This is a genomic window from Nocardia sp. NPDC101769, assembly GCF_044766925.1.
Lineage (GTDB): Bacteria > Actinomycetota > Actinomycetes > Mycobacteriales > Mycobacteriaceae > Nocardia.
Genome location: NZ_JBIWMX010000003.1, coordinates 25,959 through 49,642, shown reverse-complemented (window position 1 = coordinate 49,642; position 23,684 = coordinate 25,959). Strand labels below are relative to the sequence as shown.

23 protein-coding genes are annotated in these 23,684 nt (G+C 68.1%); 13 read left to right on the top strand and 10 right to left on the bottom strand.

The window, feature by feature from the left end; genetic code table 11:
- The first annotated feature begins 28 nt into the window (after nucleotides 1-28).
- Complete coding sequence (locus ACIRRA_RS06225) at nucleotides 29-634, top strand: TetR/AcrR family transcriptional regulator (RefSeq protein WP_402763833.1); 606 nt, start codon at nucleotides 29-31, stop codon at nucleotides 632-634.
- A gap of 634 nt (nucleotides 635-1,268) precedes the next feature.
- Here ACIRRA_RS06225 and ACIRRA_RS06220 read toward each other — a convergent pair.
- Both ACIRRA_RS06220 and ACIRRA_RS06215 read right to left on the bottom strand, forming a co-directional pair.
- Nucleotides 1,269-2,264: a TIGR03617 family F420-dependent LLM class oxidoreductase gene (locus tag ACIRRA_RS06220; RefSeq protein WP_402764824.1), complete on the bottom strand. Its 996-nt coding sequence runs from the start codon at nucleotides 2,262-2,264 to the stop codon at nucleotides 1,269-1,271.
- 153 nt (nucleotides 2,265-2,417) lie between these two features.
- Nucleotides 2,418-4,043, bottom strand: coding sequence for a GMC family oxidoreductase (locus tag ACIRRA_RS06215; protein WP_402763830.1), 1,626 nt, complete (start codon nucleotides 4,041-4,043; stop codon nucleotides 2,418-2,420).
- Between the two features lie 307 nt (nucleotides 4,044-4,350).
- Here ACIRRA_RS06215 and ACIRRA_RS06210 point away from each other — a divergent pair, with 307 nt between their 5' ends.
- Both ACIRRA_RS06210 and ACIRRA_RS06205 read left to right on the top strand, forming a co-directional pair.
- Entirely contained in the window at nucleotides 4,351-5,583 is a 1,233-nt protein-coding gene (locus ACIRRA_RS06210) for a cytochrome P450 (RefSeq protein WP_402763827.1), read from the top strand.
- A 39-nt stretch (nucleotides 5,584-5,622) separates the two neighbouring features.
- Nucleotides 5,623-6,111 (top strand): glutathione peroxidase, encoded by a 489-nt coding sequence (locus ACIRRA_RS06205; protein WP_402763824.1) that lies wholly within the window; start codon nucleotides 5,623-5,625, stop codon nucleotides 6,109-6,111.
- A 1-nt stretch (nucleotide 6,112) separates the two neighbouring features.
- Here the strand turns inward: ACIRRA_RS06205 and ACIRRA_RS06200 are convergent, their stop codons facing one another.
- Together ACIRRA_RS06200 and ACIRRA_RS06195 are read right to left on the bottom strand one after the other, a co-directional pair.
- On the bottom strand, nucleotides 6,113-6,994 hold the full coding sequence (locus ACIRRA_RS06200; protein WP_402763821.1) for a cytochrome P450: 882 nt from the start codon (nucleotides 6,992-6,994) through the stop codon (nucleotides 6,113-6,115).
- 86 nt (nucleotides 6,995-7,080) lie between these two features.
- Nucleotides 7,081-7,644: a helix-turn-helix domain-containing protein gene (locus ACIRRA_RS06195; protein ID WP_357001199.1), complete on the bottom strand. Its 564-nt coding sequence runs from the start codon at nucleotides 7,642-7,644 to the stop codon at nucleotides 7,081-7,083.
- 119 nt (nucleotides 7,645-7,763) lie between these two features.
- Between ACIRRA_RS06195 and ACIRRA_RS06190 the strand changes: the two genes are divergently transcribed.
- Complete coding sequence (locus tag ACIRRA_RS06190; RefSeq protein WP_402763818.1) at nucleotides 7,764-8,207, top strand: hypothetical protein; 444 nt, start codon at nucleotides 7,764-7,766, stop codon at nucleotides 8,205-8,207.
- A 156-nt stretch (nucleotides 8,208-8,363) separates the two neighbouring features.
- Here ACIRRA_RS06190 and ACIRRA_RS06185 read toward each other — a convergent pair whose 3' ends face one another.
- From ACIRRA_RS06185 to ACIRRA_RS06160, 6 genes are read right to left on the bottom strand one after another with little or no spacing between them, the layout of a single operon-like run.
- Entirely contained in the window at nucleotides 8,364-9,230 is an 867-nt protein-coding gene (locus ACIRRA_RS06185) for an LLM class F420-dependent oxidoreductase (protein WP_402763815.1), read from the bottom strand.
- A gap of 15 nt (nucleotides 9,231-9,245) precedes the next feature.
- Nucleotides 9,246-10,718 (bottom strand): FAD-dependent oxidoreductase, encoded by a 1,473-nt coding sequence (locus tag ACIRRA_RS06180; RefSeq protein ID WP_357000620.1) that lies wholly within the window; start codon nucleotides 10,716-10,718, stop codon nucleotides 9,246-9,248.
- Nucleotides 10,719-10,748: 30 nt separating this feature from the next.
- Nucleotides 10,749-11,126: a carboxymuconolactone decarboxylase family protein gene (locus ACIRRA_RS06175; protein WP_402763812.1), complete on the bottom strand. Its 378-nt coding sequence runs from the start codon at nucleotides 11,124-11,126 to the stop codon at nucleotides 10,749-10,751.
- Complete coding sequence (locus ACIRRA_RS06170) at nucleotides 11,123-12,007, bottom strand: NAD(P)-dependent oxidoreductase (RefSeq protein ID WP_402763809.1); 885 nt, start codon at nucleotides 12,005-12,007, stop codon at nucleotides 11,123-11,125. Before ACIRRA_RS06170 ends, ACIRRA_RS06175 begins: the two co-directional genes overlap by 4 nt.
- Nucleotides 12,004-12,756, bottom strand: a complete 753-nt coding sequence (locus ACIRRA_RS06165) for an SDR family oxidoreductase (RefSeq protein WP_402763806.1) — start codon at nucleotides 12,754-12,756, stop codon at nucleotides 12,004-12,006. The genes ACIRRA_RS06170 and ACIRRA_RS06165 overlap by 4 nt, the downstream gene beginning before the upstream one ends.
- Before the next feature lies 1 nt (nucleotide 12,757).
- The gene (locus tag ACIRRA_RS06160) at nucleotides 12,758-14,239 is read right to left on the bottom strand and encodes an aldehyde dehydrogenase (protein ID WP_402763803.1); all 1,482 of its coding nucleotides are present in this window, start codon (nucleotides 14,237-14,239) and stop codon (nucleotides 12,758-12,760) included.
- Between the two features lie 233 nt (nucleotides 14,240-14,472).
- On the opposite strand from ACIRRA_RS06160, the gene ACIRRA_RS06155 reads away from it, so the two are divergent.
- The 9 genes from ACIRRA_RS06155 to ACIRRA_RS06115 all read left to right on the top strand — a co-directional run bounded on the left by ACIRRA_RS06155 (nucleotide 14,473) and on the right by ACIRRA_RS06115 (nucleotide 23,669).
- Entirely contained in the window at nucleotides 14,473-15,681 is a 1,209-nt protein-coding gene (locus ACIRRA_RS06155; RefSeq protein ID WP_402763800.1) for a cytochrome P450, read from the top strand.
- On the top strand, nucleotides 15,678-16,469 hold the full coding sequence (locus ACIRRA_RS06150) for an SDR family oxidoreductase (protein WP_402763797.1): 792 nt from the start codon (nucleotides 15,678-15,680) through the stop codon (nucleotides 16,467-16,469). The genes ACIRRA_RS06155 and ACIRRA_RS06150 overlap by 4 nt, the downstream gene beginning before the upstream one ends.
- On the top strand, nucleotides 16,469-16,672 hold the full coding sequence (locus ACIRRA_RS06145; RefSeq protein WP_402763794.1) for a ferredoxin: 204 nt from the start codon (nucleotides 16,469-16,471) through the stop codon (nucleotides 16,670-16,672). The genes ACIRRA_RS06150 and ACIRRA_RS06145 overlap by 1 nt, the downstream gene beginning before the upstream one ends.
- 56 nt (nucleotides 16,673-16,728) lie before the next feature.
- Nucleotides 16,729-17,247, top strand: a complete 519-nt coding sequence (locus ACIRRA_RS06140; RefSeq protein ID WP_402764821.1) for a nuclear transport factor 2 family protein — start codon at nucleotides 16,729-16,731, stop codon at nucleotides 17,245-17,247.
- Nucleotides 17,244-18,512 carry a hypothetical protein gene (locus ACIRRA_RS06135; RefSeq protein WP_402763791.1) on the top strand — a complete coding sequence of 423 codons (1,269 nt, stop codon included), beginning with the start codon at nucleotides 17,244-17,246 and terminating at the stop codon, nucleotides 18,510-18,512. Before ACIRRA_RS06140 ends, ACIRRA_RS06135 begins: the two co-directional genes overlap by 4 nt.
- 25 nt (nucleotides 18,513-18,537) lie before the next feature.
- Entirely contained in the window at nucleotides 18,538-20,148 is a 1,611-nt protein-coding gene (locus tag ACIRRA_RS06130; protein ID WP_402763788.1) for an acyl-CoA synthetase, read from the top strand.
- A 54-nt stretch (nucleotides 20,149-20,202) separates the two neighbouring features.
- Nucleotides 20,203-20,913, top strand: coding sequence for an acetoacetate decarboxylase family protein (locus tag ACIRRA_RS06125; RefSeq protein ID WP_402763785.1), 711 nt, complete (start codon nucleotides 20,203-20,205; stop codon nucleotides 20,911-20,913).
- The gene (locus tag ACIRRA_RS06120; protein WP_357000590.1) at nucleotides 20,910-21,680 is read left to right on the top strand and encodes an SDR family oxidoreductase; all 771 of its coding nucleotides are present in this window, start codon (nucleotides 20,910-20,912) and stop codon (nucleotides 21,678-21,680) included. The genes ACIRRA_RS06125 and ACIRRA_RS06120 overlap by 4 nt, the downstream gene beginning before the upstream one ends.
- Nucleotides 21,681-21,887: 207 nt before the next feature.
- Entirely contained in the window at nucleotides 21,888-23,669 is a 1,782-nt protein-coding gene (locus tag ACIRRA_RS06115; protein ID WP_402763782.1) for an ABC transporter ATP-binding protein, read from the top strand.
- The last annotated feature ends 15 nt before the right edge of the window (nucleotides 23,670-23,684 follow it).

Sequence of the window (23,684 nt, the reverse complement as noted above, 5' to 3'; positions counted from 1 at the left end):
GTTCGCCGACCCGACCGAGGGAGACCACGTGACCGCAGCAGGGACCGCCCGCACGGGCCCCGGCCGTCCACGCGACCCGCAGCTGGACGCCCTGGTGCTCACCGCGACCCAGGAACTCCTGGTCCGCGACGGCTACCAGGCCACCACCATCGCGGCCGTGGCCCGTCGCGCCGGGGTCGTCACGACCTCGATCTACCGCCGCTGGCCCGGCAAGCGTGCCCTGGTGGAGGACGCGATCTTCGCCCTGGACACCGAGAATCACCCGGTACCCAGCGGCGATCTGCGCGCCGACCTACTGGCCTGGACCCGCCTGTTCCTCAATGCCGCCGCGCACCCGGCGGCCCGCTCGGCCATTCCCGGCCTGCTCTCGGAGTATCACGACGATCGGGAGAGTTACCGCCGCCTGCTCGACGGCGGCGAGCGGCCGACGATTCAGGCGCTACGCGAGCTGCTCATGGCCGCTGCCGAATCGGGTCAGGCGGCCGGCGCCTGCGATGTCGAGGCGATCTTCGAATTCCTGCGGGGTGCGACCCTGATGCGCGCCCTTACGCACGGCACCGAGGATGCCGACCACTTCAGCCGCCGCATCGCGGACGCGCTGCACGCGGTCGCGCAAACTCCCACGTCAGAGTAGGCCCCACCAGTAGATCAGGCAGGCCAGCACGAAGACGACCACGGTTTCCATCGGCAATCCCAATCTTCTTGGCGCACTTACCTACATGATGCCGTGTGCCGGGCGGACAAAGCCACAAATCGGACGAACAAGATCGCTAACCGTTAGCCTGCCACACAAAGAACCCGCCGTGCCCGACACCCCTCGTGGTCGGACTCGGCGGGTTCTGCGCTGGCCTACCACCCCCTTCGCGGCAGGCCATGTCCCCAATCGAGTACCGGTTGGTTGGTTTGCTGTGGCCGACCCGCCACCCCTCGTAGACGGGTCGGCCCCAGCGTTCCCACCCCCGGATGGTGGCTCGTTGGGTCCGCCGGTGTGTTCCGGCGGTGACACAAACGATGCCGAGCCGCGCTTGGCGCAGCCTTAACAAGATCTTGTAATTGTGAAAATGCCTGCTAATTGGCAGTTTTCGCGGAGTCGGGCGGCGACGATGACCGCCGTCGAGCACCACCGTGCCCGAATCGGCTATCGCGGCAGCGCAATTGGTGACCACGGCATCCACAGTCTCGAGGTCGGCTGGGGACAACTGTGGATCATCGGAGACCACACGATTCCCGGCCCTTTCGGAGAGTCGATGCTCAACGCGTGCGAAACTCTAGCCGTGCAGCGCGGCTACCAGGTCGGCGATGGCGGCATCGGTGACCTGGTAGCCCGGGAAATAGCAGCAGACGCGAGAGGCGCTGTCGCCGAAGCGGGTACTGATCAGCTCCGCGCATTCGACCGGTGTGCCGCTGACGGTGAGCGCGTCCACCATCGGGTCCTCGATCAGCCCGGCCATCTCCCGCCACCGCCCCTGCTTGGAGAGCAGGTTCAGCTCGGGTTGCAGCTCCGCCCAGCCCTCCACCTCCAGGACCGGACGGTAGGCGGGCGTGGAACCATAGAAGGCCAGCAGGTTTCGCACGGCCCGGCGCGCCTCGATCAGCTCCCGCTCCGAATCGCCCATGGCCACAATTGCTTCCACGATGATCTCGAAGGGCCGGGTCGAGTCTCCGCGCCCCTGTGCGACCGCGGCGAGAGTCCGCTCCCGGAAGTGCCGCTCGGTATTGAACGGCATGACCAGCAGGCCGTTCGCCACCTCCGCCGCCATGGTGGTCATGCGCGGCCCCAGTGCGCCGACCAGAACCGGTGGCGCCCCATGGGGATTCGGCCCGGGATCGAACTGCGGGGTCATGAGCGTGTGCTGCCAGAACCGGCCGCGGTAGTCCAGTCGTTGCCCGTCCTGCCAGGCCCGCAGGATCGCCTGCACCGCCAGCACGGTGTCACGCATTCGTTCCACCGGCTCCGACCAGGTGCTGCCGTAGCGCCGCTCGATATGGGTCCGGATCTGACTGCCGAGCCCGAGCCGGAACCGCCCGCCCGACAACGACTGCAGATCCCACGCGGTGTGAGCCAGATGCATCGGGCTGCGCGGGAACGCCATCGCCACATTGGTCATGATGTCGACGCCGGACGTGGCGGCCAGCGTCAGCGGCAGGAACACGTCGTGCGCGCCTTCGAAGGTGAACACCCCGTCCACCCCGAGCTCGCGCAATCGCGCTGCGCGGGAGCCCGATTCGGTGAGTGGCGCGTTGAGCCAGATATCGACCGGCAGGGACACCGTGACTCCTCTTGATACGAGAAAACAACAGCCCCGGGCCGAGAGGTAGTAGGCCCGGGGCTGTTTCGGGTCAGCGGTGGTCGTGAGCCACTGACCCGCGCGGGGGAGCTACCAGGGAAGTAGCAGCACGCCTCCGCGGGCTTGTGGTCAGCCGATGAATTCGGCCGCCTTCTCGCCGATCATGTAGCTCGGCGCATTGGTGTTGCCGCCGGTGATGCTGGGCATGATCGAGGCGTCGGCGACGCGCAGGCCCTCGATGCCGTGCACCTTCAGCGTCGGGTCGACGACCGCGCGCTCGTCCACACCCATGCGGCAGGTGCCGACCGGGTGGTAGATGGAGTGCACGCGGTTGGGCAGCTCGCGGCGCAGCGCCGTCTCGTCGGCCCACTCCTGGCCCGGGAAGAAGTTCTCGGTGATGTCGCCCGCGATGCTCTTGTGCGACATGACCTCCCGGATCATCTTGATGCCCTCGATCAGGAACTCGGTGTCCCACGGGTCGGTCAGGTAGCCCGGGTCGATGAGCGGCGAGGCGAACGGGTCGGCGGAGGCCAGCTTCAGTTCGCCACGGCTCTTCGGGTAGATGAGGCTGGGCATGACGGTGAGCGCCGGACGGCGGTCCACCAGGTGCAGCTTGTCGGCGTCCTGGTTGGGCGTCGGGTAGCTCCACGGCAGGGTGTGGATCTGCATGTCCGGGTGGTCGCCCTCGGCGAACTTGGTCTTGACGAAGCCGGCGGCCTCGAAGACCGTGCGGCCCATGAAGGAGCTGCCCGGGTTGCGCATCTCCTTGAGGATGCCGCGCGCGAAGTAGGTCGGGATGCCGCGGTGGATGGCCTTCTTGGACACGAAGGTCATGGGCACGAACAGGTGGTCGTGCAGGTTCTGGCCGACGGGCAGGTCGGCGACGACCTCGATGCCGAGGTCGCGCAGGTGCCCGGCCGGGCCGATGCCCGAGAGCATGAGCAGCTGCGGCGATCCGATGACACCGCCGGAGACGATGACTTCCTTGGCGGCGCGCACGATACGGCGCGAGCCGTTCTTCTCGGCGATCTCGACGCCGGTGGCGCGGCCGTTCTCGATCACCACGCGGGTGGCCTGCACGTGGGTGAGCACGGTCAGGTTCGAGTTCGGCATGTTGGTGATGAAGCCGCGCGAAGAGCTGTAGCGCACACCGTCTTTCACGCTCTGCTGGAAGATCGAGATGCCTTCCTGCGACGCGCCGTTGTAGTCCTTGATGATCGGCGCGCCGAGGGTCTCGGACGCGGCGGTCATGAACTCCTCGGAGATCGGGGTGATGTCGCGGGGGCGGGTCACCTCGATCGGGCCGCCGGTGGCGCGGTAGTCGTCCGCGCCGTCGACCCAGTTCTCGAGGCGCTTGTAGGCGGGCAGGACCTCGTCGTAGCTCCAGCCGGTGTTGCCCTCGGCGGCCCAGGAGTCGAAGTTGGCGCGGTTGCCGCGCACGTAGAGCATGCCGTTGATGGAGCTGGAGCCGCCCAGTACCTTGCCGCGGGTCATGGGGATCAGTCGGTCGTTGGCGTGCTTCTGCGGGACCGAGTACTGCTTCCACGCCACCAGCTTCTTCAGCTGCGGAACCGTGTGGACCATCGAGATCATGCCGGGGCGGGTGACCAGCTGGGTGTTGTCCTTGCGCCCGGCCTCCAACAGAATCACGCTCGCGCCACGCTGAGCGAGCCGTCCGGCCAATACTGCACCGGCGCTGCCCGCGCCAACGACGACGTAATCGGCTTCGGACGTGGAGCCCGGGGAAGCGGTCATATCAGTTACCTCATCTTCGAGTGTGCCTGGCATCACTGTAGAACAAGTTCTAGTCTGCCGACACAGTGGACATGCTGTCCAGTCACAAGATCGACTTCAGGACGGGTTGGCCGATCTTGTCGACGCGGCGAATCTTGGTTGAACATGTTGCAGATCCACTGCTGCTGGGTAGCTGCCCCCGCAGGGCGTGCGGGAACCGGGGGATCGGAGGCTGAAACGCTGCCCGGCCGCAGGTCGGCATGGTTCAATTTCTGTGAAACACGTTCCAATTTCGTGATCATAGCGGCACCTTGCTCGAGGAGGAACAGTGTCTGTTCCGTCATTACCGGCCGGATTCGATTTCACCGATCCCGCGCTCTGGGCCGACCACAGCCCCGCCGAGGAGTTCGCACTGCTGCGCCGCACGGCGCCGGTCTGGTGGAATGCCCAGACTCCCGAGCAGGCCGCACCCATGGACGACGACGGTTACTGGGTGATCACCCGTCACGAGGATGTCAAGGAGATCTCCCGCAGACCGGAACTCTGGTCCTCGAATCGCAAGGGCTCCATCATCAAAATGCCCGCCGACTCCGAACCCGAACAGCTCGAACTCGGGCGCGAGGCGCTGCTGGTGAATATGGATCCGCCCAAGCACACCAAGATCCGGCGCATCGTCTCCAAGGGATTCACTCCGCGCGCCATCGAGGGATTGCGGGCCGCGCTCACCGAACGCGCGGAAAAGATCGTACGGGAGGCGAAGGCGAGCGGCGGTGGCGATTTCGTCCAACAGGTGGCGTGCGAGCTGCCGCTGCAGGCCATCGCGGAACTGCTCGGCGTGCCGCAGGACGACCGCCACAAGCTGTTCACCTGGTCCAATCAGCTGCTCAACTACGACGATCCGGAATTCGCGGGCAGCAATATGACCGCCAATGCCGAACTGCTCGGATACGCGTACGTCATGGCCGAACAGCGCCGGGCCCACCCGGTCGGCGACATCGTCTCCCAGCTGGTCACCGCCGATGTGGACGGGGAGGCCCTGGGGTCGGACGAGTTCGGGTTCTTCGTCATCCTGTTGTCGGTGGCGGGCAATGAAACCACCCGCAATGCCATCGCGCACGGCATGAAAGCCTTTGTGGATCACCCCGATCAGTGGGAGCTGTACAAGCGGCGCCGGCCGCGCACCGCACCCGACGAAATCGTGCGCTGGGCGACTCCGGTCTCGGCGTTCCAGCGAACCGCCATGCACGACACCGAAATCGGCGGGCAGAAAGTGCTGGAGGGGCAGCGGGTGGGGCTGTTCTACAGCTCTGCCAACTTCGATGAGGAGGTCTTCGAACACCCCTTCGAATTCGATGTGGAGCGTGATCCCAATCCGCATGTCGGCTTCGGCGGGACCGGAAACCACTTCTGTGTGGGCGCGAATCTGGCGCGGCTGGAGATCGACCTGATGTTCAATGCCATCGCCGACGCCATGCCGGAGATCACCGAGGTCGCGCCGCCGCAGCGGCTGCGGTCGGGCTGGATCAACGGCATCAAACACTGGCAGGTGCGTTACTCCTGAACCGGTGACCTCCACGAACCCGTTCTAGTATTCGTGTTTGTGACGAATCTTCGCGAAATTCCGCTCCGCACGCTCACCGACAAGCCCACCACGCTGGCCGAACTGGCCGGCGACAAGGTCGTGCTGCTGGTCAATGTCGCCTCCAAGTGCGGGCTCACCCCGCAGTACACGGGCTTGGTCGAACTGCAGCAGACCTATGGGCCGCAGGGCTTCACCGTGGTCGGCGTGCCGTGCAACCAGTTCATGGGCCAGGAGCCCGGCACCGCCGAGGAGATCGCGGAATTCTGTTCCGTCACTTATGGAGTGGACTTCCCGCTGCTGGAGAAGAGCGACGTCAACGGCGAGGGCCGGATCGCGCTGTACCGGGAGCTGACCCAGGTCGCGGACGCCGCCGGCGAGGCCGGGGACATCCAGTGGAACTTCGAGAAGTTCCTGATCGGCCGGGACGGCGCGGTGCTGGGGCGGTTCCGTCCGCGCACCGAGCCGAAGGACCCGGCGGTCGTGGCCGCCCTCGAGGGCGCGCTGTAATTCAGCTTTCCGGCGGTCGTGTGCGGCGGCGGTACCGCACCGCGCACGGCTGTCGCGGCTCCGCCGCCATCCCGGAATGATCGTCGCCGTAGCTGTCCGATGGCTGCGCGAGCTCGAACTCCCAGTCCCGCAACAGGATCGAGAAGATCGCCTTCAGCTGTATGAGCGTGAATGCTTCGCCGACATCCGGAATCCGTATGGAGACGGCGGGACTCGTGGCCATCAGGTCACCGGGATCGATGATGAGCGGTGGGTGCCGGCGCAGGACTTCCTCGAGGACAGCCTCCAGATTCGGCATCTGCTGCAGCGCGGCGGAACTCGCGTCCGCGCCGTCGGCGTAGAGGCTGTCCAGTTCGATGACGACCTGCGCCAGCACCTGCGGATTCCGCAGTAATTCGATGATCGTCCAGGCTGCCGCCCCCGAAGCGGTGTGGTGGCCGGCGACCATGATCGAGATGAAGATTCCCGTGACCTCGCTGGGTGAGAAGCATGGCCGGCCCTGCTCGTCCGGGTCCGATACCAGCTCGTCGAGCAGGTCCCGCTCGTTCTCGCCTGTCGATGGATTCGCCATCCGCCCGGCCATGATGTGGCGCACCAGTTTCATCAGCTGGTGGCGGGCGTCGTCGTGGCGGCGGTCGTGGAAGAGGCGCGCGAAGCGACCGTCGAGTTCCTCGCGGAACCTGGGACCGATCAGGCAGGCCGAGGACGTGTACATGGTGAGTTCGGCGAGGAATTCGAGCAGGTCGACCTCGCCCGCGTCGCCCCAGCCGGCCAGCATGCGGTTCACCTCGCGGGCGATGGTGGTGGCGTGGCCGCGCATCTTCTCGCGGTAGCCGAGCTCGTGCTCGCCACCGGTTACCGCGCGCGGTTTGCCCAGGGTCATCCGCGACCTCCCGGATAGGCACCTGTCCAGAAGGTACAACGGGAGTTATTGCCCGGCAAGAGAGTGTTATTGCCCGGCAAGCGTTCTCAGCTGCGCAGTACGCGCAGCGCGAACTTCTCCATCCGATCGGCGATCTCGGCGTAGGACACGTAGCCCATGCCGGCGCGCACCAGTGCGCCCGCGTAGATCATCTCCAGGGTTTCCACGAGTTCGGGATCGGCGTCCGCGCCCAGCGCGTCGATCAATCGCCGCCGGATCTCACCACCGATCCGCAGTCGCAGATGCGCCACATCCGGATCGGTCCCCAGCAGTGCGGCCGTCACCGCGCCCGCGAGGGTCGGCTCGTCGGCCAGTAGCAGCGCGATCTGCCGTAGCACCGCCAGCACCCGCGCGGTCGAATCGGAGCCCTCCGCGGCGGGCGGCTCGGTGGCGGCCAGTCGCCGCCAGAACATCTCCGCGACCAGGTGTTCCTTCGAGGAGAAATAGGTGTACGCGGTGGCCGTGCCCACCCCGGCCTGCGCCGCCACCATGCGCACGGTGAGCCCGGAGAACCCCTCCCGCGACAGCACATCCATGGCCGCGCGGGTCAGGCGGTCCACGGTATCGGCCTGCTTCTCGGTGAGCCGCCGGCGAGTGGCCTCCATGCTCACCGCAGGGCGGGCGGAAAGGGGATCAGACACGTGTCCGGATGCTACTATGGCCGAGCCCGCCGAGCAACTCGCGGTATGCGCGAACCGTATGAATGAGCGCGCATCGGAAAGGCTTTCGAATGAACCGCATCGCGCTCCAGGCCACCGCCCGCGAAATGTTGGCACTGATCGAGCAAATCAACGGAACGTGGCCGGTTGACGAGGCTCGCGCATTGTCCGACGCCGCGCGCGCATATGCGGGCAAGGGCGTCATTCTGGAAGTCGCTGCTCGCGCCGACGAGGCCGCACCGGGTAATCCTGACGAAGCCACGCCGGGTAATTACGACAGCGAGGTTCGTGGGTGGCGTAAGCCGCTGCGTCTGCTCCTGATCGCCGAGCCGGGCTCCGATGCCGGCGCGGAGCGCGCCTACGACGACTGGGCTCACTGGATCGCCGGTGGCGGGCTGCTCGCGCTCCGCGACGCCGATGCCCTCTCTCGCCGAGTCGCGGCCGGCGGGAAGTTCCGTGAACTCGCTGCGGTCGGAGCACTGCGAATCCTGCAACGCATCGCCGCCTGCAACTAGACGGCGTGCGGCGCGAATCTCAGGATTTGCCAAGAGTTTTCAAGGCGCGTTTCGGTTATCTTGCTTCCTCCTGCCTCGACACAGACCGACCTCCGCGCCCTGCGGTCTCTTGCGGGCGGGGAGGTCGGTGTTGTTCCGGGCCGCGTGTCGGACGGGTCAGTCGGTCGCGGTGGTCAGGCCCAGCGGGGCGAGTTTGCCCGCCAGGCGGTCGAGGTAGGCGAGGACGTCGGGTTCGGGTTTGTCGGGGAGGCCGTAGAGGACGTCGGTGACTCCGGCTTCGGCCCAGGCCGAGAGCTTTTCGGGGTCGGGTTTGTGGCCGAGGGCCACCACGCGCGGAGTGCCTTCGCGGCCTGCTTCCTGCCAGTGCTTCATCAGCAGGGTGGTGGAGGCGGAGACGTCGGATTCGTAGGGGGTGGTGATCCAGCCGTCGCCGGAGCGGGCGATCCACTTGAAGGTCTTCTCGGTGCCGCCGGCGCCGATGAGGACGGGGATGTGGGATTGGATCGGCTTGGGCCAGGCCCAGCTGGGGCCGAAGGACACGAAATCACCGGAGTAGGCGGCTTCGTCCTCGGTCCAGAGGGCACGCATGGCTTCGATGTATTCGCGCAGCACGGTGCGGCGCTTGTTGCCGGGTACGCCGTGGTCGGTGAGTTCGTCGGTGTTCCAGCCGAATCCGGCGCCGAGGGTGACGCGGCCGCCCGAGAGGTGGTCCAGGGTGGCAATGGTCTTGGCGAGGGTGATGGGGTCACTCTCGGTGGGCAGCGCTACCGCGGTGGACAACTCGATGCGGGAGGTGACCGCGGCGGCCGTGCCGAGGGCCACCCACGGGTCGAGGGTGCGCATGTAGCGGTCGTCGGGGAGTTCGGAGGTGCCCGTCTGGGGGTGCGCCGCGTCGCGTTTGACGGGGATGTGGGTGTGCTCGGGGACGAAGAAGGAGTCGAAGCCTCGATCTTCGGCGGCCTTGGCGGCGGCCGCGGGCGTGATCCCACGGTCGCTGGTGAACAGGACGATGCCGAATCGCATGGGGGACGGCTCCTTTCAGAGCTGCTTGGCGGCGGAGACGCCGGCGCGGCGGCCGTAGAAGCTGCCGTCGCCGAGGGAACATCCCGAGGCGTAGCCGCCGGCGCAGATACCTGAGGTGACGCGGCCCGCGGCGTACAGGCCGGGGATGGGCTCGCCGGAGACGTGGAGGACTCGGGAGTCCAGGTCGGTGCGCAGGCCGCCCAGGGTGAAGCCGCCGGTGTAGCCGCGCAGGTCGTAGGCGCCGAGCGGGGTGCGGATGGGCTTGACCCATTCGGTCTTCTTGCGCAGCAACGGATCCTCGCCCTGCTCCGCGTGGTGGTTGTAGAGGTCGACGGTGGCCTGCAGGGTGTGTTCCGGCAGCCCCATCTCGCTCTCCAGCTCGGCGACCGTCTCGGCCACCCAGGTCGGTGCGGTGCGCAGGAAGGACAGCGAGGACTTGCTCTCCATCGCCTCCTCCAGCGCGAGTTCGTCGATCACCAGGTACGCCTGATTGCCCTGCTCCTGCAGCACAGCCTGACCCATGCGCCCGGCGTAGGTGTCCTCGGTGATGAAGCGCTGCCCGCGCCCGTTCACCAGGATGCCGCGCGCCACCACCTGCGGATCCACCACCAGCGCCACCTCGGTGGCGTCCATGTGCGCGAGATCCGCGCCCAGCGCCTGGGCGACCCGGATGCCGATGCCGTCGTGCTCCTCGACGGTGGCGGTGGGACGGCCGGAGATCTTGGGCGCGTAGCGCTGCACCATTTCATGGTTGTAGGCGAAGCTGCCGGTGGCCAGCACCACGCCGCGTTCGGCGCGCACGTGTACCGGCTTGCCGTAGCGGGTGGCGGCCACGCCCACCACGCGCCCGGTCTCGTCGACGATGAGCCGGCGCAGCCGCACGTCGTATTCGTGCCGCACGCCGAGCTCGTCGGCCTTGTGGGCGAGCGGTTCCATCAGCATGTAGCCGCCGCCCTTCTCGCCCAGCTTCTTGTCCTTGGTCCAGGCCAGGTGACCGCGCGGCGCGGGCGGGATCGAGTCCTTGAACGGCGCGGCGTTCTCGCCGCCGGAATACATCAGGCCCTGGTCGCCGGGCGGCTCGTAGCCGGGCTCGCCCCAGAACTCCTCTTTGAACGGAACACCCTGGGCGACGAGCCAATCGAAGTGCTCGATACTGCCCTGGCAGTAGTCGTGGACCTTGGCCTTGTCGACGCCCGGGCCCAGGGCCGCGGTGAGGAATGCCTCCATGTTCTCGGCGGTGTCCTCGAAGCCCAGTTTCTGCTGCAGCGCGGTACCGCCGCCGAGATAGATGAAGCCGCCGGACATGGCGGCCGCACCGCCCCAGCCGCCGGTGCGTTCCAGCACCAGGACATCGGACCCCGAGCGTGCGGCCTCGATGGCCGCGCACACCCCGGCGATGCCGAAGCCGACGACCACGACGTCGGCCTGGTGATCCCAGGTCTCGACCTCGCCGGCCAGAAGCGGTCGGACGCTTGCGGTTTCCGCCATTGTCTCTGTATTCCTCACTGCGGGTAGGGATTACTTCTTCTTGTCCTTGGCGAGCGTCTTGCGAATGACGCCGTCCAGCTTGGTGGCCGCGGGCCAGCCCACGTAGTGCGCGAGGAACACCGCGATCTCACGCAGCTGATCGGCGTCGAGCTCGCCATTGCGCAGGGCCGCGCCGACCTGGATCTCGGCGATCTCCGAATGTCCCTGCGCCGTAATGGCGCCGAGCAGCAGCAGCCGCCGGTCGCGCAGCGACAGGCCGGGCCGATTCCAGATATCGGCGAACAGGTGATCGACGGTGACCTCGAAGAACGGATCACCGGCCAGGTTCGGCAGATCGAACCCGTACACCTCCGACATCTTCTTCAGGCCCTGCCGCCGCTGCTCCGAGGGACTCTGATCCGCTGTCATGACTGCTCCTTCGCGATCGTTCCGGGCCCCACACCGAGCCCGTCACCCAGGTCGTGCAATGCGCGCCGCGCCAGCGGCAGATCGACATCCAGCCGCCCGGCCAGATCCAGCGCCAGCGCCAGATCCTTCTCGCCGAGGTCGCGGACGTGGCCGAGAACCGGGAACCAGAAGTCGTCCGCGGCGACCGGCGCGGTGGTCTTGCGCAGCATGATCGCGCCGGGCCCGCCGGTGTGCGAGTCGGAGTGCCGGACCACCTTGCCGAGCGTGGCGATGTCCAGCCCGCCCGCCTCGGCCAGTCGCTGTGCCTCCGACGCCGCGGTGAAGGCGACGAAGTGCAGCAGGTTGCGCGCCAGCTTCATGCGCGTACCCGCACCGACCTCGCCGGCGTGGATGACCAGGGATCCGAAGCGCCCGAACGGTTCCCGCACCGTCTCGAAGGCGGCCGTACTGCCGCCCACCATGACCGCGAGCTCCCCGCGCTGTGCGGCCGGCGCCCCGCCGCTGATCGGCGCGTCCACGAATTCCACGCCGTGCGAGGCGCATTCGGCGCCCAGTTCGACGGCCGTGCGGTCGGAGATGGTGGAGTGCACGGCGATGACCGTGCCCGGTTTCGCGGTCTGCAGCAGCCCATCGGGGCCGGTCACGACCGAGCGCACCTGGTCGTCGTCGAGGACCACGACCGAGACGACGCCGCATCGCCGCGCAACCTCGGCGGCGGTGGCGGCGGCAGTCGCGCCCGCATCGGTGAACGGCTGCACCGCGTCCGGCCGCATATCGCACACCACGAGCCCGCCCGGCCAGTCGACCAGGCGCTGCGCCATCGGCGCGCCCATATTGCCGAGTCCGATGAACCCGACCGGGATTTCCTCGTTCTCACTCATGGCCGGAATACCTGCCCCCCATCGACATTGAGCACCTGACCGGTCACCCACGCGGCATCGTCGGACAGCAGGTACAGGCACGCCCCGACCATGTCGTCGGTGGTGCCGAGCCGCTTGAGTGCCATCTGCTTCACCAGCTGATCCACGAACTGGTCGGGCACGATGCTGCGGGTGGCCTCGGTATCGGTGGGCCCGGGCGCGATGGCGTTCACCCGAATCCTGGAGTGCCCCAGCTCGTGCGCCAGCTGCTGGGTGAGGCTGTTGATGCCCGCCTTGGCCAGTCCGTAGAACCCGGAGTAGGTCCAGGCGGCGGTGGACGACTGATTGACGATCGACCCGCCGCCCCGGGCCGCGATGTGCTGGTATACCGCGCGCGTCATATTCAGCGCCCCATCGAGATTCACGGCCATGAACTTCTTGTAGTAGTCCCACGGCACGGTCAGCAGAATGTCGAGCTTCATATCGCCGTAGATGGCGGCATTGTTGACCAGGTGATCGATGCCGCCGAACTCGGCGACGGTGAAGTCGGCGACCGCCTTGGCGGACACCGGGTCGGCCACGTCGACCTGCGCGAAGACCGCGACGCCGCCGGCGGCGGTGATCTCCTTGGCGACGGTCTCGCCCAGTTCGCTGTTGAGGTCGGCGACAACCACTTTCGCGCCCTCGGCGGCCAGCGCCCGCGCGTAGGCGGCGCCGATGCCGCGCGCGGCGCCGGTGACGATGATCGACCTGTCGGTGAATCGGTTCATCTCAGTTCTCCTCGGACGCCGTCGCGATGAGCTTGGTCTCGGTGTATTCCTCGAAGCCGAGGACGCCCATTTCCCGGCCGATGCCGGACTGCTTGTAACCGCCGAAGGGCGCGTCGGCCGAATACCAGATGCCGCCGTTCACGCTCAGCGTCCCGGTGCGCACGCCCTCCACGACCGCGCGCAGCCGCTCGGGATCGCGTCCCCAGACCGAGCCGGACAGGCCGTAGGGGGAGTCGTTGGCGATGCGGACGGCATCCGCGTCACCGTCGTGCGGGATGACGGTGAGGACGGGCCCGAAGATCTCCTCCTGGGCCACGGTGGAACTGTTGGGCAGCCCCGTGATCAGCGTCGGCTCGATGAACCAGCCGCCGGCGCGCTCGGGCCGCCCGCCGCCGGTGACGATGGTGCCGCCCTCGGCGCGCGCGATCTCGAGATAGCGCTCGACGCGCGCCAGCTGCCGTTCGGAAATGACGGGGCCGCAGACGGTTCCGGGTTTCGACGGATCCCCGGGCTTGATCCCGGCCAGGGTGCGCGCGGCCGCTTCGACCGCCCGATCGTGCAGCTCGCGCGGCACCAGCAGCCGGGTACTGATCGCACAGCCCTGCCCGGCGTGCACGCACACCCCGAACGCCGCGTAGGCGGCCGCCGCGGCGATGTCCGCGTCGTCCAGCACGATGAACGCCGATTTCCCGCCCAGCTCCAGGAACACCTTCTTCAAAGACGTTGCCGCAGCGGCCATGACGGCCCGGCCGGTCCGGGTCGACCCGGTGAACGAGATCATGTCCACCCGCGGATCGGTGACCAGCTGGGCGCCCAGCCCATGGTCGTCGGAGGTGACGATATTGACCACCCCGGCCGGAATATCGGTCTCCTCGGCGATGATCCGTCCCACGGCCGCCGCGCACCAGGGCGTATCGGGCGCGGGCTTGAGCACCACCGTGGTTCCCGCCGCGAGCGCCGGGCCCAGCTTGGCGAAGTTGATCTGGTGCGGGAAATTCCAGGGCGTGATCGCCCCGACGACGCCGATGGGTTCCCGGCGCACCCGCCGCGCACTCTTGATTCCCATGGGTGAGGCGATGCCGAGATCAGTTTCCCACGCATAGTTCTCGGCGAGGTCGGCGAAGTACCCGAGATCGCCGACGGGGCCCTCCAGCTGCGGCCCGCTGGTCAGCATGCGGGGTGCGCCGGCCTCGGCGATGGTGATCTCGCGCAGTTCCTCGAGGTGCCCGCGCAGCGCGTCCCGCAGCTGCCGCAGGCAGGTCGCGCGAAAACCCGGATCGCCCGGCCAGTCGGTGGTGTCGAAGGCGGTACGGGCGGCGGCGATGGCCGCGTCCATATCGGCGGCGTCGGCATTGGCGGCATAGCCGAGGGTTTCCCCGGTGGCGGGGTTGGCGGTGGTGAACACACCGCCGCCGCCGGGCGTCAGCTTGCCGCCGATCAGCAGGTGCGAACCGCCGTCGGGGACGAGATCGCTCGGGCTCATAGGTAGCTCCCATGCTGTCCGGACACGTGTACGGACTATAGGTTCGCGGCTCGGATACACGCAAGAACCTGTTTCAGTTTGCGCGGACATTGCCGATTCTGTTCGCGGGATTCCGTTGTCAGGCGATCCCGTCGCTAGTACCGTACAGACACATGTCCAGCTATGTGTCTCCATTGCTGGAAAACGTTCATCGGAGCCGATGAACGCGTTATCGAAGACGAGGTGCAGACACCATGACCGCAGCCTCCCTAGAGCCGCTGCTGTTCGACCCCTACGACTACCGCATCCACGAGGACCCCTACCCCGTGTACCAGCGGTTGCGCACCGAGGCGCCGGTGTACCACCACCCCGACCTGGACTTCTGGGCACTGTCCCGGCACGCCGACGTGACGGCCGGCTTCCGGGACAATATCCGGCTCTCCAGCGCCAACGGCGTCTCCCTGGACCCCGCCGCCTGGGGTCCGCACGCCTGGCGGACCATGTCCTTCCTGGCCATGGACGATCCGCGGCACCTGCGCCTGCGCAAGCTGGTCTACCAGGGCTTCACGCCGCGCCGGGTCACCGAGATGAGCGATCGCATCCGCGATATCACCCGGCGCTACCTCGAATCCGCGCTGGCCGGAGGCGATTTCGACTGGATCGACGCCGTGGCGGGACAGGTCCCGATGGATGTCATCTCCGAACTGCTGGGCGTCCCCGAATCCGATCGCACCGAACTGCGCAGGCTCGCGGACCTGCTGGTGCATCGCGAGGAGGGCGTGCTGGATGTGCCGGCCGCGGCCATGGAGGCCGCCTTGCGGCTGGCGGGCTACTACAACGAGATGCTCATGGCCCGGAAGCGGCAGCGCACCGACGATCTGACCTCGGCCCTGCTCGACGCCGAAGCCGACGGGGATCGGCTCACCGATGAGGAGATCCTCGGATTCATGTTCCTCATGGTGGTCGCCGGGAACGAGACCACCACGAAACTGCTGGGCAATGCGCTGTATTGGGCGGGCCGCAACCCCGGCGAGTATGCCAAGGTCGCCGCCCACCCGGAACTCGTGGCGGACTGGGTGGACGAGACGCTGCGCTACGACGCGTCGAGCCAGATTCTGGCCCGCACCGCCGCCGAGGACCTCGAGTACTACGGGCAGACGATTCCGCGCGGCTCGAAAGTGCTGCTGCTGGTCGGTTCCGCCAATCGCGACGCCGCCGTCTTCCACGACCCGGATCGCTACGACATCGAACGCGCCGACAAGGGCGGGCTGATCAGCTTCGGCCGCAGCGTGCACTTCTGCCTGGGCGCGCACCTGGCCCGGCTGGAGGCCTCGATCGTGCTGGGGGAGTTCGCGGCTCGTGTGCCAGCCTTCGGCATCGGTGAAACCGGTTGCCAGCGAGTGCATTCGGTGAATGTGCGCGGCTTCGCCCACCTGCCCGTCTCCGTGGAGGTCCGCCGATGACCCGTTTCCCCGCACATCCCGACCGCCGTCCCGCCATTGTCGCGGGCGCGTCCTCCGGCATCGGCGCCGCCACGGCGGAAGCCCTTGCCGCCCTGGGGCATCCGGTCGCGCTCGGCGCACGCCGGGTGGAGATCTGCGAGACCCTCGCCGAGAAGATCCGCGCGGCCGGCGGTGAGGCGTTCGCCGGACGGCTGGACGTCTCCGACACCGCCTCGGTGCACGAATTCGTGACCGCCGCGGAGGCAGCGCTGGGCCCCACCGAGATCCTCGTCTCCGGCGCGGGCGACCTCGAATTCGGCCGGGCCTGGGAAATGGATCCCGACGTCTTCGAATCCCAGGTCCGCGTGCATCTGGTCGGCGCGCAGCGCCTCGCGTACCGGGTGCTGCCGGGCATGATCGAACGGCAGCGCGGCGACTTCGTCGTCATCGGCTCCGACTGTGCGGTCCGGGTGCGTCCCGGCGCCGGCGCGTACAACGCGGCCAAGACCGGGGTGGAGGCCTTCGCCACCCAGTTGCGCATGGAGCTGGAGGGCACCGGGGTGCGCTCGTCCATCGTCCGCCCGGGTCAGACCCTCACCGGCATGGGCATGCAGGCCACCCCGGAAGTCGTCGGCCCGCTGCTGGAGAACTGGGTGAAATGGGGCTTCGCCCGGCACCCGCAGTTCCTGCGGCCCGCCGATCTCGCGGCGGCCGTGACCGCGGTCGTCTCCACCCCGCGCGGCGCGCATCTGGTGCTGGTGGAGGTGCAGCCGGAAGCGCCGATCCAGGACAGGAAGGACGCCTCCTGATGCGACTGATCGTCGATCTCGATCTCTGCCAGGGCCACGCCGTCTGCCAGGACGAGGCCCCCGAACTCTTCCACGTGCCCAAACAGGGGCAGGTCCGGATCCTGCGCCCCGACCCCGGTGCCGACCTGGAGGCGGCCCGCGCCGCCGTCCGCTACTGCCCGACCCAGGCGCTGTCGCTGGTCGACGACAGCGCGACCGAATAGCGCATCCCGAACAGAAGGAGACCGCGGTGAGCTGGTCCCGCGACGAACTCGACGAAATGATCCGCCGCTGGGTGGACGAGAACAAACAGTGTGAGGCACAGGGCGATTGGAAGCCGCTCGAGCACTTCTACACCGAGGACGCCACCTACGGCTGGAACTACGGCCCGCAGCAGGAGTTCATGGCCGTCGGCCGCGACGAGATCCGTGACATCGCGCTCGGCCAGGAGATGTTCGGCCTCGAGGGCTGGACTTATCCGTATCAGGAATTCGTGGTCGACGAGCGCAGCGGCAGCGTCATCGGCTTCTGGAAGCAGGTCAACGAGGGCCGGCGGGCGGATGGCCGACCCTACAGTCCGGAAGGCATCGGCGGGAGCTGGTTCCGCTACGCGGGCGATTTCCAGTGGTCCTGGCAGCGCGACTTCTTCGACTTCGGCAATGTGACCGCGCTCTTCGTCGAGATGATCTCCAGCGACGCGCTGTCGTCCGGAATGCGCAAGCGCATGGAGCGGGCCATGACGGGCGAACCGCTGCCCGGCTGGTACCCCATCGGAGAGGGGCCGGTGCCCCTGTGGTGAACAGCAGATTCGAAGCCCTGACCAGATCCGAACTGGCTCTGCTGGTTCCGGAGCTGCTGCTGTGCGGTCACCTCATCGACCGCTCCGGCATGGCGCACGTGCTGGGCGCGCTCGGCCGCGAGGGCATGACCGCGGTGGCCATCGACGAATGGCAGCTGGCCAGCCCGGTCTACACCCGGCGCATGCGGCGGGCGCTCGACATCACCGGCGACGGCGTGGACGCCATCTTCAAGGGCTTCCAGCTGGATATCGGCGCGCCACCGCAATTCATGGACTTCCGCTTCCGGGTGATCGACCACGACCACGGCGAATTCCACCTGGACCACTGCGGCGCGCTCGCCGACGTGGAGCCGATGGGCACCGAGTTCGTGGTCGCCATGTGCCACGACATCGAGGACCCCACCTTCGACGCGACCGCACTGGCCACCAACCCCTATGCGCAGGTCCGCCCGGTGCACCGCCCGCCCCGCGAGCCCGCCGACCGGCTGGAACACCACAAGAAACCGGTGTGCGCGTGGACGGTCACCATCGATCCCGCCCACGAGCCACCGGTCCCGCCCGCCGACGCGCAGGTGGTGGCCGGATCCGAGGCCGCCGCCACGGTATTGGCGCCCATCGATCCGGAAGATCCGGGGCGGCAGGACTATTCGGGCCCGCTGCTGAGCGATCTGCGCTTCGAGGACTTCTCCCGCTCCGCGCTCATCCGGATCGCCGACGAGGTGTGCCTGCAGCACCACCTGCTCACCCTCGGCTACAAGACCGCCGTCGAAGCCCGGACGAAACCAGAAGTGGCGCTGGATATCCTGCGTAAGCAGTGGACGGGAATCGCCGGACTCACCGCCGAACGCATCCGCACGGCGCTCGGGCTCGGCGACGACGCCGCGGCGCTGGCCCAGGTGCTGCGGCTGCATCCGGCCTTCAATCCGGCCGCCTACGTCGACATCGAGGTCGCCACCGAGACCACCGGCGGCGAACAACTGGTGGAACTGCGGATCGGCCGCGGCTGCGGCGCGATCGACGACGGCGCGTGGCCCGCCCTGCTCGACCCCGAGCACCTGGCCCCGCTCGACGCGCTGGTGCGCGGGGTCAACCCGCGCTTCCACACTCGGGTCCGCTCCGTCGACGAGTGCGGCCTCACCCTCGAAATCGGTTGTGCGGACGTGCCGTACCGCGAGGCCGACGAGGTCGCCATCACCCGGTTCAGCTCCGGGGCCGCCTTCACCTTCACCGACCGGGGCACCCCGCTGCCGCTCACCGTCCTGTAGCCGGAACACACCAGGAGATACGGCCATGGCGTGTACTTTCGCCGACCTCTACGAACACGCCGCCGACGCCGTGCCGGACCGGACCGCCGTCATCGAGGGCCCGCGCCGGCGCACCTTCGCCGAACTCGACGCCCGCGCCAACCGGCTGGCCCACCACCTCGCCGCCGCCGGGGCGGGGCCGGGCACCCACGTCGGCTTCCACATGCACAACAGCATCGAGAGTCTCGAAACGCTGCTGGGCTGCTACAAGATTCGCGCGGTGCCGGTCAATATCAACTACCGGTACCGCGCGGAGGAACTGCGCTACGTCTACGACAACGCCGACCTCGAGATGGCGGTGCACCACCGCTGCTATGCGCCGCTGATCGAGGAGATCCGGCCGCAATTGCCGAAGCTGCGGCACACCCTGGTGGTCGAGGACGATCAGGGCGGTGCGGGGCTGGCGACCGTCTCCGTGCCGTACGAGCAGGCGCTCGAATCAGGTTCGCCCGACCAGGATTTCGGGCCGCGCAGCGCCGACGACCACTTCATCATGTACACCGGCGGCACCACCGGCCTGCCCAAGGGCGTCATCTGGCGGCAGGAGGACATGTGGCGGGTGCTGGGTGGGGGCATCGACTTCTACACCGGTGAACCCGTCGCCGACGAGTACCAGCAATCCCGCGCCGGGGCCGAAAACCCCTCGCCCATGACGTGGTTCGTGCTGCCGCCGCTCATCCATGCCGCCGCTATGATGCCCACCTTCACCGCGCTGTGGTCCGGCAACGCGGTGCTGTTCCAGCCGCGCTTCGACGCCGACGAGGTGTGGCAGGTGGTGGCGCGGGAGCGACCCCAGGTCCTGGTGGTCACCGGTGACGCCATCGCCCGGCCGCTGGTGGACTCCTACCGGGCCGCTCCGGTGGACGCGTCCTCGCTGATCTCCATCGGCTCCGGCGCGGCCCAGCTCACCCAGCCGGTGAAGAACGCACTGCTGGAACTGTTCCCGAACACCCTGGTCACCGAATCCATCGGTTCCTCCGAAACCGGTTTCGGCGGTATCGGATTCGCGCACAAGGATGACGATCCGGCCCGCGCGCCACGGGTCGTCACCGGGCGCGGGGCGCTGGTGGTGGACGACGCCGGGCGGCCGGTCGCGCCGGGCGGCGAGGGCTGGGTGGCCAAGACCGGCAACGTGCCGATCGGCTACTACAAGGATCCGGTCAAGACCGACAAGCTCTTCCGCACCGTGGACGGGGTGCGCATGGTCATCACCGACGATCGCGCGCGCGTGGAGTCCGATGGGTCGGTCACCCTGATCGGGCGCGGCAATATGGTCATCAATACCGGCGGCGAAAAGGTTTTCCCGGAAGAGGTCGAGGCCACCGTCAAGGCCCATCCCGCCGTTTACGACGCGGTCGTCATCGGGGTGCCACACGAGCGCTGGGGGCAACTGGTGGCGGCCGTGGTGTCGCCGGCCGCGGGCGCGATCGACTTCGCCGCCCTGGCGGAGCACGTGCGCGAGCATCTCGCGGGATACAAACTGCCGCGGCGGATCTGGGTGGCCGAGACCGTCGTGCGCACGCCCAGCGGCAAGCCCGACTACCGCTGGGCCAAGGCGTATGTGGCCGCGCGGGAACCCGACCACGAGGTGAGGTGAAGAAACTCGGTGAAACGACCGGCGTCCGTCACTGAAACCTGTTCTAATTCTGGCATGGAGGCGCATACCGTACTCGGCGAACAGGTCCGCATGCCGGTGCAGATCCGGCATGCGGACGCCTGCTCGGCGCTGTTCCTCGCCGACGCGGCCGCGGCCCGCGACCTGCTCGCCGGCACCGGGCTGGAGCCGATCACGACGCTGCCCGGAAAGGCTGTGCTCTCCCTGGCCTTCGTCCGCTACATCGACGGAGACCTCGGGCCGTACCACGAATTCGCGTTCTCGCTCATGGCCAGACAGCCCGGGCGCAAGAACAGCACCGGCGCGTACATCCACTGGCTGCCGGTCAACCAGAGCTTCACCTGTGAAGCGGGACGGTCCATCTGGGGCTTCCCGAAACTCATGGCCGATATCGACATCACGCCGGACGGCCGCGGGCACCGCTGCGAGGTCCACGTCGACGGGCAGTTCGTGCTCGCGCTGCGGGTCGCCGGCGGCTTCCGCATGCCCGGCGGCGCGGGCGGGGCATCCATCGACGCCTACACCGCTCGCAACGGAATCCTGCGGCGCACACCGTGGGTCATGAATCCGGCCCAGGTCCGGGGACGGCCGGGCGGCGCGCGCATCGAACTCGGAGACCATCCGGTCTCCGAGCAATTGCGGGCGCTGGGACTCCCCGCGCGTGCACTGTTCTCCAGCCGGATCGGCGCACTCCGCATGACCTTCGAGGACGCCGCGACGGTATTGCAGACCCGGGAGGTCCGATGAGCCGGACAGCACTCGTCACCGGAGCGGCCAGCGGCATGGGCCGCATCGTCGCGCAGCGACTCGCCGCCGCGGGCTGGCAGGTGGCCGCGGTCGACCTGAACGCAGACGGCCTGGCCACCATGGCCGCGCGCTCGCCCAACACCCACACCTACGCGTGTGACGTGTCGGATTCCGCGCAGGTCCGCGCCGTCGTCGACAAGGTGCGCGCGGAATTGGGCACCATCGACCGCCTGGTGCACGCGGCCGGCATGGCCCATGTGCACGCCTCCGTGCTGGACCACGACGTGGCCCAGATCCGGAAGATGATGGACATCAACTACATCGGCACCGTCAACCTCTGCCAGGCCGTCATCCCCGCCATGAAGCAGGCCGGCGCGGGCACCGTGGTGCTGTTCGCTTCGCTCGCGGGCTGGCTGCCCTCACCCGGCATGGCCGGGTACACGGCCTCCAAGCACGCGGTGGTCGGCTTCGCCGACAGCCTCTCCTATGAACTGCACGGCACCGGCGTGCGGCTGCTCGTGCTCTGCCCGCCCATGGTGGAGACCCCGTTCCTGGACGCGGTCCGCAAGGAGAACGCCAGCGTGCTCGGCAATGCCGGCGGCGCCACGCCCGAGAGCATTGTCGACGCGCTGGAAAAGGCGCTCGCCAAACCGAAGGCGCCGCTGTTCGTCTTCCCCGGACAGGCGCGGCCGGCGTATCTCGTGCGGAGGCTGCTTCCCGGCCTGGCGCGTGCCATCGTCCGGCGCTCGGTGCACCCCACCGAGTAATCCCCCGAACGTGGATGCCGGCACGTGCTCCGATCGGCATCCGCTCCCGGCGCTGGGCAGCCGGCCCTGCGGCTGCCCAGCGCTGAAACCGCTGGGCCGGCGTCGGAAACCAGTTACGGCATGGCAAAAATTCGGTGGCGAACCCTCTCCCCGCCAGGCACTCTGGGCTGTCTGCACTGCTCGAAGCACCTATTCGAGAGGGGATGGATGAGTTCGCGCACATCCGCAGTCAGGCTGGTTCTGCGCTACTACGGCCGGGAAATGGCCCGGCGCAAGGCAATCACGATTCCGGCCATGCTGGGGCCCGCCCTCGGCAATGTCTGCCAGCTCTACATCGCGCCGCTGCTGGTCGCGGTGGTCGTGGGCAAGGTGGCCGCCACCGGTGACTCCTCGTTCGGCACGCTCGCGCCGTACGTGATCGGTTTCGGCGCGCTGCTGTTCATCGCGGAAGTCTTCTGGCGGTTGGGCATCCACTGCCTCAACCGCCTCGACGCCTACGGCATCGAGAGCCTCTACAACACCGCCATGGACGAATTGCTGGCCAAGGATTCGGCGTTCTTCCACAACAACTTCGCGGGCTCGCTGACCAAGCGCGCGCTGAGCTTCGCGACCCGGTTCGAGGAGTTCGCCGATACCTTCGCTTTCGAGATCGTCGCCGCCCTGGTGCCGTTGAGCTTCGCCTCGGTGGTGCTGTGGCGCTACGACCCGATGCTGGTCGTCGTGCTGCTCGGCCTGATCGCGGTGAGCGGCGTCGTGGTCGCCCCGCTGATCCGGCGGCGCCAGCACCTGGTCGACGATCGCGAGGCCGCCATCGCGCGGGTGTCGGGCCACGTCTCCGACACCCTGTCGAACATGCAGGCGGTGCGGGCCTTCGCGGCCGAACCGCAGGAGATCGACGAGCATCGGCGGCGGGTGGCGGTGCAACGGCGAAAGTCGTTGCGGTCCTGGGACTACAACAACCTCTACATCGACACCGCGGTCACGCCGCTGATGGTGATCGTGAACGTGTCCGGATTGCTGATCGCCCTGGGCATCGGCGGCGGGCACGCCTCGGTCGAGGTGATCATGGTGGCCTTCACCTACTACTGGAACGCCACCGGCATCATGTTCCGGTTCAACCAGATCTACCGACGGCTGGAGAGCTCCACCACCGAGGCCGCGCAGTTCACCGAACTGCTGCTGGAATCGCCGACGGTGCTCGACGCGACCGAGCCGGAACCGCTCTGCCCCAAGGGCTCCGGCATCCGGTTCGAACGGGTGGACTTCGCCCACGCGGGTGCGCCGCCCCTGTTCCGCGGGCTGGATCTGGATGTGGCCAGTGGCGCGCGCATCGGCCTGGTCGGCCGGTCGGGCGGCGGCAAGAGCACGCTCACCCAGCTCCTGCTGCGCATGATGGACGTCGACGGCGGTGTCATCCGGATTGGCGGACAGGACATTTCGCGCCTGCGTCAGCATGATCTGCGCAGCCTGCTGTCCTACGTGCCGCAGGACCCGGCCATGTTCCACCGGTCACTGAGCGAGAACATTCGCTTCGCCCGGCCCGAGGCCACCGACGAGGAGGTGCGGCGCGCCGCCAAAGCCGCGCACGTCACCGAATTCGCGGACGGGCTGCCCGAGGGCATGGACACGCTCATCGGCGAGCGCGGCGTGAAACTCTCCGGCGGGCAACGCCAGCGGGTCGCGCTCGCGCGGGCCATCCTGCGCGACGCCCCGATCCTGCTGCTGGACGAGGCCACCAGCGCCCTCGACTCCGAGAGCGAAATCCTTGTGCAGCAAGCACTCTGGGAGTTGATGGAGGGGCGTACGGCGCTGGTGGTCGCGCACCGGTTGAGCACGGTGGCCGGGATGGACCGGCTGATCGTGCTCGATCGCGGGCGGATCGTCGAACAGGGCAGCCATGAGGAGCTGCTGCGCGGCGAAGGTACGTACGCGCAGCTGTGGCGGCACCAGTCCGGCGGCTTCCTCGGCGAGGAATTGGCCGCCCGCTGACGGTGAGGTGGCGAT

What these genes read in the sequence shown, in the direction of transcription:
- ACIRRA_RS06215 (WP_402763830.1), bottom strand. Translation starts at nt 4,043, where the DNA reads ATGACCGCTTCCCCGGGCTCCACGTCCGAAGCCGATTACGTCGTCGTT.
- ACIRRA_RS06200 (WP_402763821.1), bottom strand. Translation starts at nt 6,994, where the DNA reads ATGACCCTGGGCAAACCGCGCGCGGTAACCGGTGGCGAGCACGAGCTC.
- ACIRRA_RS06190 (WP_402763818.1), top strand. Translation starts at nt 7,764, where the DNA reads ATGAACCGCATCGCGCTCCAGGCCACCGCCCGCGAAATGTTGGCACTG.
- ACIRRA_RS06185 (WP_402763815.1), bottom strand. Translation starts at nt 9,230, where the DNA reads ATGCGATTCGGCATCGTCCTGTTCACCAGCGACCGTGGGATCACGCCC.
- ACIRRA_RS06180 (WP_357000620.1), bottom strand. Translation starts at nt 10,718, where the DNA reads ATGGCGGAAACCGCAAGCGTCCGACCGCTTCTGGCCGGCGAGGTCGAG.
- ACIRRA_RS06175 (WP_402763812.1), bottom strand. Translation starts at nt 11,126, where the DNA reads ATGACAGCGGATCAGAGTCCCTCGGAGCAGCGGCGGCAGGGCCTGAAG.
- ACIRRA_RS06170 (WP_402763809.1), bottom strand. Translation starts at nt 12,007, where the DNA reads ATGAGTGAGAACGAGGAAATCCCGGTCGGGTTCATCGGACTCGGCAAT.
- ACIRRA_RS06165 (WP_402763806.1), bottom strand. Translation starts at nt 12,756, where the DNA reads ATGAACCGATTCACCGACAGGTCGATCATCGTCACCGGCGCCGCGCGC.
- ACIRRA_RS06160 (WP_402763803.1), bottom strand. Translation starts at nt 14,239, where the DNA reads ATGAGCCCGAGCGATCTCGTCCCCGACGGCGGTTCGCACCTGCTGATC.
- ACIRRA_RS06155 (WP_402763800.1), top strand. Translation starts at nt 14,473, where the DNA reads ATGACCGCAGCCTCCCTAGAGCCGCTGCTGTTCGACCCCTACGACTAC.
- ACIRRA_RS06150 (WP_402763797.1), top strand. Translation starts at nt 15,678, where the DNA reads ATGACCCGTTTCCCCGCACATCCCGACCGCCGTCCCGCCATTGTCGCG.
- ACIRRA_RS06145 (WP_402763794.1), top strand. Translation starts at nt 16,469, where the DNA reads ATGCGACTGATCGTCGATCTCGATCTCTGCCAGGGCCACGCCGTCTGC.
- ACIRRA_RS06140 (WP_402764821.1), top strand. Translation starts at nt 16,729, where the DNA reads ATGATCCGCCGCTGGGTGGACGAGAACAAACAGTGTGAGGCACAGGGC.
- ACIRRA_RS06130 (WP_402763788.1), top strand. Translation starts at nt 18,538, where the DNA reads ATGGCGTGTACTTTCGCCGACCTCTACGAACACGCCGCCGACGCCGTG.
- ACIRRA_RS06125 (WP_402763785.1), top strand. Translation starts at nt 20,203, where the DNA reads ATGGAGGCGCATACCGTACTCGGCGAACAGGTCCGCATGCCGGTGCAG.
- ACIRRA_RS06120 (WP_357000590.1), top strand. Translation starts at nt 20,910, where the DNA reads ATGAGCCGGACAGCACTCGTCACCGGAGCGGCCAGCGGCATGGGCCGC.
- ACIRRA_RS06115 (WP_402763782.1), top strand. Translation starts at nt 21,888, where the DNA reads ATGAGTTCGCGCACATCCGCAGTCAGGCTGGTTCTGCGCTACTACGGC.